The organism is Paracoccus denitrificans, from assembly GCF_900100045.1.
In the GTDB taxonomy this organism is placed as follows: Bacteria; Pseudomonadota; Alphaproteobacteria; order Rhodobacterales; family Rhodobacteraceae; genus Paracoccus; species Paracoccus denitrificans.
Genome location: NZ_FNEA01000044.1, coordinates 1 through 15,715, shown reverse-complemented (window position 1 = coordinate 15,715; position 15,715 = coordinate 1). Strand labels below are relative to the sequence as shown.

The 15,715-nt window shown below is 68.5% G+C and carries 12 protein-coding genes and 1 pseudogene; 8 read left to right on the top strand and 5 right to left on the bottom strand.

Translation table 11 applies throughout. The annotated features are described in order from the left end of the window. The first annotated feature begins 99 nt into the window (after positions 1-99). The 8 genes from thrS (at position 100) to BLT64_RS23585 (ending at position 10,090) form a co-directional block, all read left to right on the top strand. Positions 100-2,046: a threonine--tRNA ligase gene (gene thrS / locus BLT64_RS23620; RefSeq protein WP_011747294.1), complete on the top strand. Its 1,947-nt coding sequence runs from the start codon at positions 100-102 to the stop codon at positions 2,044-2,046. Between the two features lie 227 nt (positions 2,047-2,273). Beyond that, positions 2,274-2,480, top strand: coding sequence for a cold-shock protein (locus tag BLT64_RS23615; RefSeq protein WP_011747293.1), 207 nt, complete (start codon positions 2,274-2,276; stop codon positions 2,478-2,480). A gap of 205 nt (positions 2,481-2,685) precedes the next feature. Next, the gene (locus BLT64_RS23610; RefSeq protein WP_011747292.1) at positions 2,686-4,149 is read left to right on the top strand and encodes a class I adenylate-forming enzyme family protein; all 1,464 of its coding nucleotides are present in this window, start codon (positions 2,686-2,688) and stop codon (positions 4,147-4,149) included. Continuing rightward, entirely contained in the window at positions 4,150-4,809 is a 660-nt protein-coding gene (locus BLT64_RS23605) for a DsbA family oxidoreductase (protein ID WP_011747291.1), read from the top strand. A 165-nt stretch (positions 4,810-4,974) separates the two neighbouring features. After that, on the top strand, positions 4,975-7,239 hold the full coding sequence (locus BLT64_RS23600) for an adenosylcobalamin-dependent ribonucleoside-diphosphate reductase (protein ID WP_011747290.1): 2,265 nt from the start codon (positions 4,975-4,977) through the stop codon (positions 7,237-7,239). Between the two features lie 100 nt (positions 7,240-7,339). Then, complete coding sequence (locus tag BLT64_RS23595) at positions 7,340-8,887, top strand: S8 family serine peptidase (RefSeq protein ID WP_128492983.1); 1,548 nt, start codon at positions 7,340-7,342, stop codon at positions 8,885-8,887. A 19-nt stretch (positions 8,888-8,906) separates the two neighbouring features. Next, positions 8,907-9,161, top strand: a complete 255-nt coding sequence (locus BLT64_RS23590) for a hypothetical protein (RefSeq protein WP_128492982.1) — start codon at positions 8,907-8,909, stop codon at positions 9,159-9,161. Further along, positions 9,161-10,090 carry a DNA/RNA non-specific endonuclease gene (locus tag BLT64_RS23585; RefSeq protein WP_049792297.1) on the top strand — a complete coding sequence of 310 codons (930 nt, stop codon included), beginning with the start codon at positions 9,161-9,163 and terminating at the stop codon, positions 10,088-10,090. The genes BLT64_RS23590 and BLT64_RS23585 overlap by 1 nt, the downstream gene beginning before the upstream one ends. A 6-nt stretch (positions 10,091-10,096) precedes the next feature. On the opposite strand, the gene BLT64_RS23580 is transcribed toward BLT64_RS23585, so the two are convergent. The 5 genes and pseudogenes from BLT64_RS23580 to BLT64_RS23560 all read right to left on the bottom strand — a co-directional run. Next, the gene (locus BLT64_RS23580; RefSeq protein ID WP_011747287.1) at positions 10,097-11,725 is read right to left on the bottom strand and encodes an acyl-CoA dehydrogenase family protein; all 1,629 of its coding nucleotides are present in this window, start codon (positions 11,723-11,725) and stop codon (positions 10,097-10,099) included. A gap of 80 nt (positions 11,726-11,805) precedes the next feature. Then, positions 11,806-12,852, bottom strand: coding sequence for a quaternary amine ABC transporter ATP-binding protein (locus BLT64_RS23575; protein WP_011747286.1), 1,047 nt, complete (start codon positions 12,850-12,852; stop codon positions 11,806-11,808). Beyond that, positions 12,845-13,735 (bottom strand): ABC transporter permease, encoded by an 891-nt coding sequence (locus BLT64_RS23570; protein WP_011747285.1) that lies wholly within the window; start codon positions 13,733-13,735, stop codon positions 12,845-12,847. The genes BLT64_RS23575 and BLT64_RS23570 overlap by 8 nt, the downstream gene beginning before the upstream one ends. Before the next feature lie 76 nt (positions 13,736-13,811). Continuing rightward, a complete protein-coding gene (locus BLT64_RS23565; protein WP_011747284.1) occupies positions 13,812-14,813 on the bottom strand; it encodes a glycine betaine ABC transporter substrate-binding protein in 1,002 nt (333 codons plus the stop codon). A 531-nt stretch (positions 14,814-15,344) separates the two neighbouring features. Further along, positions 15,345-15,715 (bottom strand): annotated as a pseudogene (locus BLT64_RS23560) (TetR/AcrR family transcriptional regulator); the annotation flags it as partial.

Here is a 15,715-nt window from a genome sequence, read left to right as displayed (position 1 = left end):
ACCCTAGCCGCATTGACAACGCCCGGCAATCGCGCCACACCCGCGCGACATACCCGCAACCGGGCGTTCCGTGGGCGCCAAACCGACGAGGAGGACTCCATGTCCCAGATCTCCCTGACCTTTCCCGATGGCAATGCGCGCGACTATCCCGCAGGCGTGACCGCCGCCGAGGTCGCGGCCTCCATCGCCCCCAGCCTGGCGAAGAACGCCATCTCGGCCAGCCTCGACGGGCAGCATATCGACCTGCAATGGCCGATCGCGGCCAGCGGCCGCATCGCCATCAACACCATGAAGGACAGCGAGCCGGCGCTGGAGCTGATCCGCCACGACCTTGCCCATATCATGGCCCGCGCCGTGCAGGAGCTGTGGCCGGACGTCAAGGTCACCATCGGCCCGGTGCGCGACCAGGGCTGGTTCTACGACTTCGACCGCGCCGAACCCTTCACGCCCGAGGACCTGGGCGCCATCGAGCAGCGCATGAAGCAGATCATCGCCGCCCGCGACCCGGTCCGCACCGAGGTCTGGGACCGCGACCGCGCGCGCGCCCATTACGAGGCGCAGGGCGAGCCCTTCAAGATCGAGCTCCTCGACCGCATCCCCGAGGGCGAGCCGATCCGCATGTATTGGCACGGCGACTGGCAGGATCTCTGCCGCGGCCCGCATCTGCAGCATACCGGCCAGGTGCCGGCCGATGCCTTCAAGCTGACCCATGTCGCCGGCGCCTATTGGCTGGGCGACGCCTCGCGGCCGATGCTGCAACGCATCTACGGCGTGGCCTTCCGCAACCGCGACGACCTCAAGGCCCATCTCACCATGCTGGAAGAGGCCGCCAAGCGCGACCACCGCAAGCTGGGCCGTGAAATGGAGCTGTTCCACTTCCAGGAAGAGGCGCCGGGCATGGTGTTCTGGCACCCGAACGGCTGGTCGATCTATCGCGAGCTCGAGGCCTATATGCGCCGCCGGCTGATCCGCGCCGATTACAAGGAAATCAAGACGCCCCAGGTGGTGGACCGCATCCTGTGGGAGAAATCCGGCCATTGGGAAGCCTATCGCGAGAACATGTTCATCGTCGAGGTGGACGAGGAAGGCGCCAAGGAAAAGCGTATCAACGCGCTCAAGCCGATGAACTGCCCCTGCCATGTCCAGGTCTACAACCAGGGCCTGAAATCCTATCGCGACCTGCCGCTGCGGCTGGCGGAGTTCGGCTCCTGCCACCGCTACGAGCCCTCGGGCTCGATGCACGGGCTGATGCGGGTGCGCGGCTTCGTCCAGGACGACGCGCATATCTTCTGCACCGAGGACCAGATCGAGGCGGAATGCGCCGGCTTCATCGGCCTGCTCTCCTCGGTCTACAAGGATCTCGGCTTCGAGAAATTCGACATCAAGCTCTCGACCCGGCCGGATGTGCGCGTGGGCTCCGACGAGATCTGGGACAAGGCCGAGGCGGCGCTGAAAGGCGCCATCGAGCATCTGGACCTGCCCTATGAGGTCAATCCCGGCGACGGCGCCTTCTACGGGCCGAAGCTGGACTTCAAGCTGACCGACGCCATCGGCCGCGAATGGCAATGCGGCACCTTCCAGTGCGACTTCAACCTGCCGCAGCGGCTCGAGGCGGAATATGTCGGCGAGGACGGGGCCAAGCACATGCCGGTCATGCTGCACCGCGCCGTGCTGGGCAGCTTCGAGCGCTTCATCGGCATCCTGATCGAGAACTATTCGGGCAAGCTGCCCTTGTGGCTGGCGCCGCGCCAGGTCGTGGTCGCCTCGATCGTCTCGGGCGCCGACGACTACGTCCACGAGGTCGTGGCCGCGCTGCGCGCCGCCGGGCTGCGTGCCGAAGCCGACACCCGCAACGAAAAGATCAACTACAAGGTCCGCGAGCATTCGGTCGGCAAGGTGCCGGTCATCATGGCCGTGGGCCTGAAGGAGGTCGAGGAGCGCAGCGTCTCGATCCGCCGGCTCGACCGCCAGGGCAGCGAAAGCCACGGCCTCGAATCGGCCATCGCCACGCTGCGGGCCGAGGCTACCCCGCCGGATCTGCGCTAAGCGTCCCGGTTTGGCGACAATCTGCCGATGTGAACGCGCAAGATGACCCTACGTCATCTTGCGTGGCGCATTCGCACTTGCGTTTTTCGGGGAATCGTTCATCCTCTCGTCCGCGTGAGCACGACTTTCTACCGCCTCCCTTCACGGGGCAGCCGGACTTGACGGGAAAGGGCTGCACGGCCCGGGCGCAATCTCGCCCCGGGAGGACTTGAAGGAGAGACGGTATAATGGCTACCGGCACCGTAAAATGGTTCAATGCCACCAAGGGCTATGGCTTCATCGCACCCGATGACGGCGGCAAGGACGTGTTCGTCCATATCTCGGCGGTCGAGCGCGCCGGCCTGACCGGCCTGAACGACAACCAGAAGATCGCCTACGAACTGCAGTCCGGCCGCGACGGCCGCAGCTCGGCCTCGGACCTGAAGCTGCTCTGATTCGGCGACACCCGGAATTTCGGAACCGGCCGGCCCATCAGGTGTCGGCCGCTTTCATTTGCACCTCTCCGGTTTCCCCTTGCGAAACATCCCGGCAGACACGGGACCGACCCCGCCCGGGAGCGGTCCCACGAAGGGGCGGAGCCCCCTTCCCACCTGCGCCGCCAGCCTCTATCCCCAAGCCTGAACCACAGGGGATGACGGGATGAATCTGGCCGAACATGTGCTGCGCGCGGGCCTTGCCGCACCCGACAGGCTGGCCATGTCGGTCCTGGGGCTCAGCCGTGCCGACCGCTGGTCGCATGCCCGGCTGCGCCAGGCGGTGCTGGGCACGGCGACCGGCCTTCTGCAATCCGGCCTCGCGCCCGGAGACCGGCTGCTAATGCGGCTGGGAAACAATCCCGGCTTCCCCGTGACCTATCTCGGCGCCATCGCCGCGGGCATCATCCCGGTCCCGACATCGCCGATGCTGACCGCGCCCGAGATCGGCAAGATCGCCGCGGCGATCCGCCCGGCGATGATCGTCGCCGACGACGGTATCGCCCTGCCCGACCACCCGGCCCCGGTGCTGCCCGCCGCACAGCTCGCCGATTTCGCCGCGCTGCCGCCGGCCGGGTTCGCGCAGGCCGCACCCAACGACCTGGCCTATATCGTCTTCACCTCGGGCACCTCGGGCCAGCCGCGCGCCGTCTGCCATGCGCATCGCGCCATCCTTGCCCGCCAAATGATGTTTCAGGGCTGGTATGGGCTGACCGCGCAGGACCGACTGCTGCATGCCGGCGCCTTCAACTGGACCTTCACGCTCGGCACCGGGCTCATGGATCCCTGGACCATCGGCGCCACCGCGCTGATCCCGGCCGAAGGCGTCGCGCCCGAGCAGATCCCGCTGATCGCCAGCCGCCACGGCGCCACCATCCTTGCCGCCGCGCCCGGCGTCTTTCGCCGCATGCTGCGCGCCGAATGGCAGCCATGGGCCGGGCTGCGCCACGGCCTCTCTGCCGGCGAAAGGCTCGATCCCGGGTTGCGCCGCGACTGGCAGGCGCGCACCGGCACCGACCTGCACGAGGCGATGGGCATGTCGGAATGCTCGACCTTCCTGTCCGGCAGCCCCGCCCGGCCGGCGCCCGAGGGCACGGCAGGCTTTCCCCAGCCCGGCCGCCGCATCGCCATCCTGGACGAAACCGGCGCCGAAGCTCTGCCCGGAACGCCCGGCATCCTTGCCGTCCACCGCTCGGATCCCGGCCTGTTCCTGGGCTATCTCGACCAGCCCGAAGAGACGGCCGCCCGCTTCCAGGGCGACTGGTTCCTGACCGGCGACCTTGCCGAGGCGACGCCCGAGGGCGCGATCCGCACGCTGGGCCGCTCGGACGACATGATGAATGCCGGCGGCTTTCGCGTCGCGCCGGGCGAGGTCGAGGACGCGCTTTCGGCCCTACCCGATGCCGGGGACGTCGCCGCCGCCGAACTGCCGGTCGGCCCCGGCCTCAGCATCATCGCCGCCTTCTGGACCGGCCCCGCCAGACCCGAGGCGATGCGTCAGCAGGCCGAAACCACGCTTGCGCGCTACAAGCAGCCGCGCGAATACATCCGCCTGCCCGCCCTGCCCCGCACGCCGACGGGCAAGATCAACCGCCGCGCCCTGCGCGACATTCATCGCAAGGATCGCTGAATGACCGACCCCCTGCCCGGCCAAGTGCGCCTCGACATCTTCGCCGATCCGGTCTGCCCCTGGTGCATGATCGGCAAGGCCGAACTGGACCAGGCGCTGGAAAGGCGGCCCGGCCACCCCTTCGCCATCACCTGGCAGCCCTTTCGCCTCGACCCGCAGATGCCGCAGGCGGGCATGGATTACGTCGCCTACATGAAGATGAAATTCACCGACGAGAAGGGCATCCTCGCCGCCATGAAGCCGGTGATGGAGGCCAGCGAGCGGCTGGGCCTTTGGATCAACCCCTCGCTGATCGAGCGGGTGCCGAACACGCTCGACGCCCATCGCCTGCTTTATTGGGCGGGGCTGGAGGGCGTGCAGACCCCGGTCATGTCCGGCCTGATGCGGGCGCATTGGCGCGAGGGCAGGAACATCTCGAACCCCGACGTGCTCGCCCTCATCGGCGAAAAGGCCGGCATGGACGGCGGGATGATCCGCCGGCTTCTGGCCACGGCCGAGGACCGCGACCAGATCGCCAGCCGCGAGATGCATGCCCGGCAACGCGGCATCGCCTCGGTCCCGACCTTCATCGTCGCCGACACCCATGTCGTCACCGGCGCACAGCCGGCGGGCCTGTGGCAGAACGTGATCGACGAACTGACCGGCGGGCAAGCGCAATAGCTTGCCCCATAGGTTGCGCGGCCGGCCGGCCTGCACGCAAAATCTGGAAATCTGCGCCGGTTTCGCTTATATTCCAACCTCTCCTCTTTTTCCGACTTCAACCGGGCGGGTGCGGCTGTATAAGACCCGCTTGCCATTTCAGACCACGAACCAAGGACGCCCGCCATGAGCCGATTCTCAGCCCCTATCGCCGAACAGATCTGGGACATGAAATACCGGCTCAAGGACAGCGGCGGCCAGCCCGCCGACCTGTCGGTCGAGGACAGCTGGCGCCGCGTCGCCCGCGACCTTGCCCGCGTCGAAAAGGATCCGGCGCTGTGGGAGGACCGCTTCTATGCCGCGCTGGAGGATTTCAAGTTCCTGCCCGCCGGCCGCATCCTTGCCGGCGCCGGCACCGGGCGTGAGGTGACGCTGTTCAACTGCTTCGTCATGGGCACCATCCCCGACAGCATGGCCGGCATCTTCGACATGCTGAAAGAGGCCGCGCTGACCATGCAGCAGGGCGGCGGCATCGGCTACGATTTCAGCACCATCCGCCCGCGCGGGGCCGAGGTGAAGGGCGTGGCCGCCGACGCCTCGGGACCGCTGTCCTTCATGGATGTCTGGGACGCCATGTGCCGCACCATCATGTCCGCGGGCTCGCGCCGCGGCGCGATGATGGCGACGATGCGCTGCGACCACCCCGACATCGAGGCCTTCATCGAGGCCAAGCAGGACAGCGCCCGACTGCGCATGTTCAACCTGTCGGTGCTGGTCACGGATGCCTTCATGGAGGCGGTCAAGGCCGACGGCCCCTGGGATCTGCAATTCGGCGGCAAGGTCTATCACACCGTTCGGGCGCGCGACCTGTGGAACCGCATCATGCGCGCGACCTATGACTATGCCGAGCCGGGCGTGATCTTCATCGACCGCATCAACCAGCAGAACAACCTGAACTATGCCGAGACCGTCGCGGCGACGAACCCTTGCGGCGAACAGCCCCTGCCGCCCTATGGCGCCTGCCTCCTGGGCTCGGTCAACCTTGCCCGGCTGGTCGAGGCGCCCTTCACCGCGCATGCACGCCTGAACCCCGAGGCGCTGGACGAACTGGTCCGCACCGCGGTGCGGATGATGGACAACGTCGTCGATGCCTCGAAATTCCCGCTGCCGCAGCAGTCGGCCGAGGCGCAGGCCAAGCGCCGCATCGGGCTGGGCGTCACCGGGCTGGCCGATGCGCTGCTGATGCTGGGCCTGCGCTATGGCGCAGCAGACGCGGTCGAGCAGACGCGAGTGTGGATGAAGGCCATCGCGCGCTCGGCCTATCTGGCCTCGGTCGATCTGGCCCGCGAAAAGGGCGCCTTCCCGCTGTTCGACGCCAAGAAATACCTGGCCTCGGGCTTCATGCGCCGCATGGATGCGGATCTGCGCGAGGCGGTGGCCCGGCACGGCATCCGCAACGCGCTGCTGACCAGCATCGCGCCGACCGGGACGATCAGCCTTTACGCCGGCAATGTCAGCTCGGGCATCGAGCCGGTCTTTGCCTATGCCTATACCCGCAAGGTGCTGCAAAAGGACGGCTCGCGCACCGAGGAGGAGGTCGTGGATTACGCCGTGCAGATGTGGCGCGACCTCAAGGGCGACGCGCCGCTGCCGGATTACTTCGTCAACGCCCAGACGCTGGCGCCGCTGGACCATGTCGCCATGCAGGCGGCGGCACAGGAATGGGTGGACAGCTCGATCTCCAAGACCATCAACTGCCCCGAGGACATCTCATTCGAGGATTTCAAGGACGTCTACCTGGCCGCATGGGACAAGGGCTGCAAGGGCTGCACCACCTATCGGCCGAACGAGGTCACCGGCTCGGTCCTGTCGGTCAGCGAAAAGACCGAGGAGGCGCCGCAGGCCGACAAGGGCGCCGACGTGGTCTATCTGACCGAGCCGCTGGACCGGCCGGCAGCGCTGGAGGGTGCGACCTACAAGCTGAAATTCCCCGGCAGCGAGCACGCGATCTATATCACCATCAACGACATCGTGCAGGGCGGGCATCGCCGGCCGTTCGAGGTGTTCATCAACTCGAAGAACATGGAGCATTTCGCCTGGACCGTGGCGCTGACGCGGATGATCTCGGCCGTGTTCCGGCGCGGCGGCGACGTGTCTTTCGTGGTCGAGGAGTTGAAGGCGGTCTTCGACCCGCGCGGCGGCGCCTGGATCGAGGGGCGCTATGTGCCCTCGATCCTCGCCGCCATCGGCGGGGTGATCGAGCGGCACATGATCGCCACGGGGTTCCTGGCCGGCGAAGGGATGGGGCTGAAATCCGATCCCAAGGCCGAGGTCATGGCGGTGGGCGAACGTCCGCGCGGCCCGGCCTGCCCGGCCTGCGGCCAATACGGCATGCGCATGATCGAGGGCTGCATGACCTGCCCCTCCTGCGGCCATTCGAAATGCGGCTGATCGGCACGGCCCGGCGCATCTGCCAGCCGGGCCGCAAACCGCATCTGGCGAAACTGCGTCAAAGGTGTAGCCTTGTGATTGCAGGAAGGAGCAGATGCGCATGTCCCGAAAGACCGCCCGCTATGTGATCGTCCCCGACGACAACGTCTTCAACGACAGCATGGAAACCACCAGTTTCCGGCTGTTCCGCGCCATGCACCGGCAGCTGTTCCGCGCATCGGGCGCAAAGCCCGCGGACAGCACGGCGCGAGGCGCCTGCGAGGGCTCGGCGCCGACGATAAGGCCGCGCCTGCGGCTTCTGGATACCGAGGTCGGCCGCATCCGGCTGCTCGATTCGATCGGCGAGAACGAAGCCTCGCTCGTCAGCATGACGCCCGAGCAGGCGCGCGAATTGCAGCGCGCCTATCCCGGCCTGCGCGTGCGGCGCGAGTTGCGGCTTTATCCGCTGCGCTACGGGCGGCTCAACATCATCCGCAAGGAGGCCAAGCCCGCCGCCTTCCGCTCGGCCAAGGAGCTTGAACTGCGCTGCGTGGATGCGGCCAGCGGCAAGCCGGTCGCCGGGGCGTCGGTGGTGGTGGTGCTGGACAGGAGGCGCGGCTTCGGCATCTCGGATGCGGTGACGGACAAGGACGGGCGGTTCCGCACGCCCCTGCCCGCCGGCCAGACCCGGATCGATGCGGTGATCTGCCAGCCGCTGGCCGGATACTGGCCCGGCGGCGCCGAGGACATTCCCGTCGAGGCAGAGGGCGTGACCGGCCTGACCCTGTCCCTGGTCCCGATCCGGGACGATTACGCCGACGGGCTGGAGCGGATGCTGGCACCGGCGAAAAAGCCCGACGGGCGCGGCGTCCGCGTCGCCATCGTCGATACCGGCGTCGATCCCGCCAAGGGGCTGAACCTGGAACGCGGGCTGAACACCACCGGGACCGAGCCCGCCGACGAATGGTTCGACAACGGCATCGGCCACGGCACCCATGTCGCCGGCATCGTGGCGCGGGTCGCACCGGGGGTCGCGCTGCATTCCTATCGCGTCTTTGAAAAGGGCGACGGCGGAGCCAGCGAATTCGCCATCGCCCGCGCCATCCGCCAGGCCGTCGAGGACGGCTGCGACATCGTCAACCTGAGCCTGGGCCAGTCCTCGGAGCCGATCGCGATCTCGCGCGAGGTGCGGCGGGCCCGCGCCCTGGGCGTGGTCTGCGTCGCGGCGGCCGGCAACGACTACATGTCGCCCGTCTCATACCCCGCGCGCTCGGGCGTGGTGGCGGCGGTCTCGGCCGGCGGCATGCTGGACGCCTGGCCCGAAGGCGCGATCACCGGGCGCAACGTCGCAGACGATCCCGCCCCCATCCAGGACCGCTTTTTCGCCAGATTCAGCAATATCGGACCGGAAGTGGACTTTATCGGACCGGGGGTGGGGATTATATCTTGGGTCAACAAGACCTCGAAAGGGGTGATGGACGGCACCTCGATGGCCTGTCCCGCCGTGGCCGGGCTGATGGCGCGGTTGCTGTCCCGCACCCCCGAGATCCTTTCGGCAGAGCGCAACCAGCAGCGTTCCGACGACATTATGAAGATGGCGAACAGCCACGCCGTTCCGATCGGTTTCGGCCCCGAATACGAAGGCGCCGGCCTGATCGACCAGAGTTGATGGCCCAGAGGTGATGACCATGAAGGCGCAACACAAGAAGTCCCCGAGCTGCGTGCTCGTCTATTCCGATGACCGCGACCCCAGCCGCGAGGAAACCGCCGAGGTGCTGGACCAGCTGAAGCCGCTGCCCGCCGAGGAGGTCGTGCCGGGCACCATCCGGGTCAGGGGCAGCATGACCCAGGTGCGCAAATGCCTGGGCGATCTTGCCCATTGGCAGTTGGCGCAGGAAAAGATCTTTCGGCTCAATCCCCCGCACAAGGCGCAGTTGCGCTGATGCGGCACGGCTTCGGCCCGCCCGCCGGGCTGGACCCGCTGCGGGTGAGCGAGGCGCTGCTGCCGCTGGAAAGCTATGGCGACCGCCCGGGCTACGACCCGGGCTTCGTCTTGCCGGATCACCCCCTGCCCTTGCCCGGCCCGGGCCGCTGGGCGGATGACCTGGTCAGCCTGGTCCCCGAGGCCCGGCATCCGGGCCGGGACGAGACCGAGATCCGCTATACCCATTTCTCGGTCCGCATGTCGCGTTCGCGTGCCCTGCCGCTTTACAGCGCCTGCAACATCGACGGCAGCCAGTCCGAGCGCAACGTGCCGCGCAGCGACGTCTGGCGGCGCGACCCGCGCATCGACCCGCAAGTGCAGAACCTGCGCGAAGCCTATGGCCACGACCGGCAGGGCCTGTTCAGCCGCGGCCACATGACCCGGCGCGAGGATCCGAACTGGGGCACGCCGGAAATCGCGCGACAGGCCGATGCCGACACCTTCCACATCACCAACGCCGCCCCGCAGCGGCAGGGCTTCAACGCTGGCATCTGGCTTGCGCTCGAAGATTACGTCCTGGACAATACCGACCGCGCCAACCTGAAGGTGGCGGTCATCACCGGCCCCATGCTCTCGGCCCGGGACCCGGTCTATTACAATCGCCGGATCCCCATCGCCTTCTGGAATATCCTGGCCTTCGTCCATGCCGGGACGGGGGAACTCACGACCATCGGCTATCGGCGCTCGCAGATGGATTACCTGCCCCGGCCGGCGGGCGGGCGTTTCGTCTTTGGCGATTTCCGCGACAGCCAGGTGCCGATCCGCGCCATCGAGCAGGAAAGCGGGCTGGATCTTGCCGATTATGCCGCGCTGGACGTGATGGCCGGCGCCTCGCCCGACATGGAAATCGCCGTCGGCAGGGCCGCCGATTTCTACCTGTCGCGCTGACCGGCATCACTCCGCCACCGGAAACCCCCGGGCCAGGATGCGCTCGGCCAGGGTCGCGGGAATGGTGCCGGGGGTGCGGCCCCGCTCGGCGCCAAGACGGGTGCGCACGAAAGCCCCGGCCAGATCGGCATCACCGTGGGCCAGCAGCACGGCGGCGGTCAGCAACAGCGCGCTGCGCTCGGCGAACCAGCGCGCCTCGGCCTCGGGCACGCCCCCGCCCCAGCACTCGCGATGCGCGGCCAGCGCCGCGTCATAGGCCGGCTCCAGCCCCTTGGCGGCATCCAGCCGCGCCGCCAGCATCTCGGCCGCCAGCGGCTCGCGCGCCAGCGTGCGCAGCGCATCGAGGCAGATCACGTTGCCCGAACCTTCCCAGATGCCGTTCAGCGGCGCCTCGCGGTAAAGCATCGGCAGGGGCGTATCCTCGACATAGCCCATGCCGCCCAGCACCTCCATCGCCTCGGCGACGACCTGCGGACAAAGCTTGTTCGACAGGTATTTCGCCAGCGCCACGCCGATGCGGGCGAATGCGCGATCCTCGGCGCCCCGGCCGTCGAAGCTGGCGGCGACATGCAGGCCAAGCGCCAGGCAGCCCTGCCAGTCCAGCACCAGATCGGCCAGCACCGCGCGCATCAGGGGCTGGTCGATCAGCCGGCGCTGAAAGGCGCTGCGACAGGCGGCCCAGTGATGCGCCTCGCGCAGCGCCGCCCGCATCAGCCCGGCCGGCGCCATGGCGGTGTCGAGCCTCGTGTGATGCACCATCTCGACGATGGTGCGGATGCCGTCCCCTTCCTCGCCGATGCGCCAGGCCAGGGCGCGCTGGTATTCGATCTCGGCCGAGCCGTTCGAGCGGTTGCCCAGCTTGTCTTTGAGGCGCTGAATGCGGATGGCGTTGCGCCCCTCCTCCAGCCAGCGCGGCACCAGGAAACAGGTCAGCCCGCGCCCGGTCTGCGCCAGCGTCAGGAATCCGTCCGACATCGGCGCCGAGCAGAACCATTTATGCCCGGTCAGCCGCCAGGCGGCGCCGTCCGGCTCGGCCCGCGTGGTGTTGGCGCGCACGTCCGAGCCGCCCTGCTTTTCCGTCATCGCCATGCCCAGCGTCGCGCCCTGCTTGGCCGCCAGCGGCCGCACCGCCGGATCGTAGCGCCGCGACAGAAGCGCCGCGCGCCAGTCGCCGGGCAGATCGCCGGCCGCCGAGATCACCGGGACGGCGGCATAGGTCATGGTCAGCGGACAGCAATGGCCCGGCTCGACCTGGCTGGCCAGATAGACCATGGCGGCATGGGTCAGGTGGCCGGCCGGCCCGCCCTCCCATGCCACCGAATGATAGCCGGCCGCGATGGAATCCTGCATGAAGCGGTGCCAGGCGGGATGAAAGCGCAGCTCGTCCAGCCGCCTGCCGCCGCTGTCGAACAGGACAAGCTCGGGCGGATGACGGTTGGCATCGCGCGCGGCGTCGCGCATCCCGGCCCGGCCCAGCAGCGCGCCATAGCGAGCCAGCCCTTCAAGCGGCGCGCCACCCGCCGCCAGCATCGCGCGCAGCAGCGGATCATCGCGCCACAGGTCGCGGTCGCCGGGGTCCGCCGGCTGGTTCAGAACGTCATGCGTCCCCAGATCGGCCGTCGGATCGAGATGCATCGCCTGGGCCCTCCCATCTCCCTGCTGCCCGATCCTAGCCCGGAACGCCGCCCCGCCGCGAGTCCGTCGACACGGGGCGCCTATTCGGCCCCCTCCCCCTTGCTCCCTGTATATGCGTTGATGGCATCCTGGAAGGGGATGACGCCGATGGTCTGGCCCTGGGGGTCCTGGACGCGCAGGGCCTGGAGGCGGTTGGCGGCCATCTGTTGCAGGGCCTCGGCGATGCTGGCGTCAGTGGCGATACTGGCCTCGGGCAGGGCGTCGAAGCCGTGCTGGGCCAGCATCACCGCGCCGACCTTCAGCACCTTGCCGCGGTCGACATGCTGCACGAAATTCGCCACGTAATCGTCGGCCGGGCGCAGCACGATGTCCTGCGCCGTGCCCTGCTGGATCACCGAGCCGTCGCGCAAAAGCGCGATGCGGTCGCCGATGCGCAGCGCCTCGTCGAGGTCGTGGGTGATGAAGACGATGGTCTTCCTGACCTCCTGCTGCAAATCCAGCAGCACCGTCTGCATGTCGTAGCGGATCAGCGGGTCCAGCGCCGAATAGGCCTCGTCCATCAAGAGGATCGGCGCGTCGTTGGCCAGCGCGCGCGCCAGGCCCACCCGCTGCTGCATGCCGCCCGAAAGCTGGCTCGGATAGCTCTTCTCGAAGCCGGAAAGCCCCACCCGCTCGATCCAGCGCATGGCGGTGCGGTAGCGCTCGGCCTCGGCCATGCCCTGCACCTCCAGCCCGTAGGCGGCATTGTCCAGCACCGTGCGATGCGGCAGCAGCCCGAACTTCTGGAACACCATCGCGGTCCGGTGGCGGCGGAATTCGCGCAGCTCGTCTTTGGACATCCCGACGACGTTGCGGCCCTCGATCACGATCTCGCCCGCGGTGGGCTCGATCAGCCGGTTGATGTGGCGGATCAGCGTCGACTTGCCCGAGCCCGACAGGCCCATGATCACCTGGATGCTGCCCGGCGCGATCTGGATGTTGATGTCGCTGAGCCCCAGCACATGGCCGTGGCGGGCCTGCAGCTCGGCCTTGGTCATGCCGGCGCGCACCGCTGCGACATGGGCCTGGGGGTTCGCGCCGAAGATCTTGTAGAGGTTGCGGATCTCGATGCCGATCGGATCAGTCATGGCTGGCCTCGCGATGTTTCTGCAGCCGCTTGCCCCAGGCCTGGCTGATGCGGTCGAAGAGGATGGCGATGCCGACGATGGCGAAGCCGTTGAACAGCCCCAGCGTGAAATACTGGTTCGAGATCGCCCGCAGCACCGGCTGGCCCAGCCCCTGCACCCCGATCATCGAGGCGATCACCACCATGGCCAGCGCCATCATGATGGTCTGGTTGATCCCGGCCATGATCGTGGGCAGCGCCAGCGGCAGCTGCGCCTTGACCAGCTTCTGCCAGGCGGAGGAGCCGAAGGCGTCGGTGGCCTCCAGCACCTCGGGATCGACCTGGCGGATGCCCAGGTTGGTCAGCCGGATCATCGGCGGCAGCGCATAGATCACCACCGCGATCAGCCCCGGCACCCGGCCGATGCCCAGAAGCATCACCACCGGGATCAGGTAGACGAAGCTGGGCATGGTCTGCATGATGTCCAGGATCGGGCTGACGACCCGCTGCACCCGGGCCGAGCGCGCCATCAGCACCCCCAGCGGCAGGCCGATGGCGATCGACAGGAGCGTCGCGGCCAGCACCATCGAGATGGTCTTCATGGTGTCGGCCCACATGCCGAACAGCCCGATCAGCACCAGCGTCAGGACCGAGCCGATCACCACCCGCAGGCTGCGGCTGGCGCCCCAGGCCAGGCCGGCCACGACCAGCAGGATCACCGGCCAGGGCGTGCCCAGAAGCAGCCGCTCGAACCAGATCAGCAGGGTCTGCAAGGGGCTGAAGAAGCCCTCGATCAGGTCGCCGTAGCTGCGGGTGAAGCTGCGGAAACCGTTGTCGATGCTGCGCTGCAGCGCGCGCAGCAGGGAATCGCTCAATTGGGGAAAGGACGTGAGCCACGATGTCATGGAGGCCTCGCGCATGGGGGTGCCGGGTCATGGCGGCGGGCGGGCCGGCCGGCCCCCCCGCCGCGCGGGGATCGCGTCAGAGCGCCGCCTTGATCTTCTCGGCGGCCTCGGGCGTGACCCATTCGGTCCAGGTCGCCTCGTTGCCCCGCAGGAACTCCTTGGCGCCGTCCTCGCCCTGGGCCTGGTTGTCGGTCATCCAGGCCATCAGCGCGTTCACGGTGTCGTTCGACCAGGAGCGCCTGGACAGGTAGTCCATCACCTCGGGCGGGGCGGCGTCGGCAAAGCCCTTGGCAACGACGGTCTGCACCTTGTCGGTGGGCCAGTCGTTCTTCTTCGGCTCGGCGCAATCGGCATTCGAGGTGCAGTTCTGCCACTCGTCCATGTCCAGCGCCACGCCGTGCTCCAGCCGGACCATCTCGTAGCGGCCCAGAAGCGCGGTCGGCGCCCAGTAATAGCCGACCCAGCCCTGCTGGCGCTCGTAGGCGCGCGCGATCGAGCCGTCCAGCCCGGCGGCCGAGCCGGTGTCGACCAGGTTGAACCCCGCCGCCTCGGCGCCGAAGGCCTTGTAGAGCTGGCTGGTGATCACCGTGCCGCCCCAGCCCGCCGGGCCGTTGAAGATGGCGCCCTTCGAGGCATCCTCGGGATCGGGGAACAGGTCGGGCCGTGCCAGCACGTCGTCGATGGTCTTCAGCTCGGGATTGGCGTCGGCCAGGTATTTCGGGATCCACCAGCCCTGGACGGCGCCGTCGGTCAGGATGTCGCCGGCCACGACGATCCGGTCCTCGGCCAGCCCCGACTGGATGACCTCCGGCACCAGGTCGACCCAGCCTTCCGGCGCCACCTCGGGCTGGCCCTTCTCCACCATCGAGGTCAGCGTCGGCACCGTGTCGCCCTGGATCACCTCGACGGTGCAGCCATAGCCGTTGCCCAGCACGAAGGCGTCCAGCGCCGCGGCAAGCTCGGCGCTCTGCCAGTTCATGCTGGCGATGGTCAGGCTGCCGCAATCGGCCGAGGCGGGGCCGGCCAGCGCCAGGAAGGGCAGCGCGAAGGCGGTGCCGAGAAGATAGGATCGTTTCATGGTCTCGTCTCCCAGTCGCGACGTTGATGATGGCTGCCCGGCCCGTCGCGGAAGGCCGGGTGGCTGGTTCGGGTCAGGACGGGCGGCCTGCCGTCTTGCGCCCCCGCCCGCGGCCCAAGGCCGGCAGGGGCGGCGCCATGCGGATCGGGGTCCTGCGGATCGGGGCGGGCGTGCGCGCCGCCGCCGATGCCACCACTACGGCCCTCGCGAAAGCGGGGTCGCCGCGGCCGAGGGCCGGGGTTGGGACCGGGGTCAGAGCCCGAGCCGGGCGGCCCGGCAGGGTGCGGGCGCGGGGGCAGCGGGGTCCAGTCGGGGCCGGGTCGGGCAATGGCATACCTGCCTTGGGATGGATCGGCCGGCGGCCGCTTGCCGCCGATGCGCCATCTTCCCAGCCGGGACGGCCCCCGGATGCGACGATAACGGCATGTCGTGCGGCAATATCGTCAGCAGGCCCCGGAAAGGCGCCGGGAAAGCAACCGGCAGAGCAACCGGGCGGCGGCCCGGCATCCCGGAGACTGCCCCCCGCGGCCCTCATCGCGGCACCGGGGCCAGGCGGGCGTTGAAGCGGGCGAGCTCGCGCGGCTCGGCGGCCTGCCCGGTATAGATCTCGACATAGGTCGGGATGCGCGCCAGCCGCGTCTCCAGCCCTTCCTGCGCCCGCATCGAGATATAGCCGATCTGCGTCAGGTAGATGGTCCGCGCCCGCACGTCGGCCTCCTGCTCCCCATGCCCCCAGCGCGCCAGCATCCCGCGCAGCGCCGAGAGCCGCGTCTCGTCCGCCGCCGCAACGCGCGTGCCGACCTTGCCGTCCTGCAAGGCCCAGCTGCGCACCGCGAATTCCAGCCGCGCGTCAAAGGCACCAGACAGAAAACACGCCAGAACGTTCAGCATCCCCTCGGCCA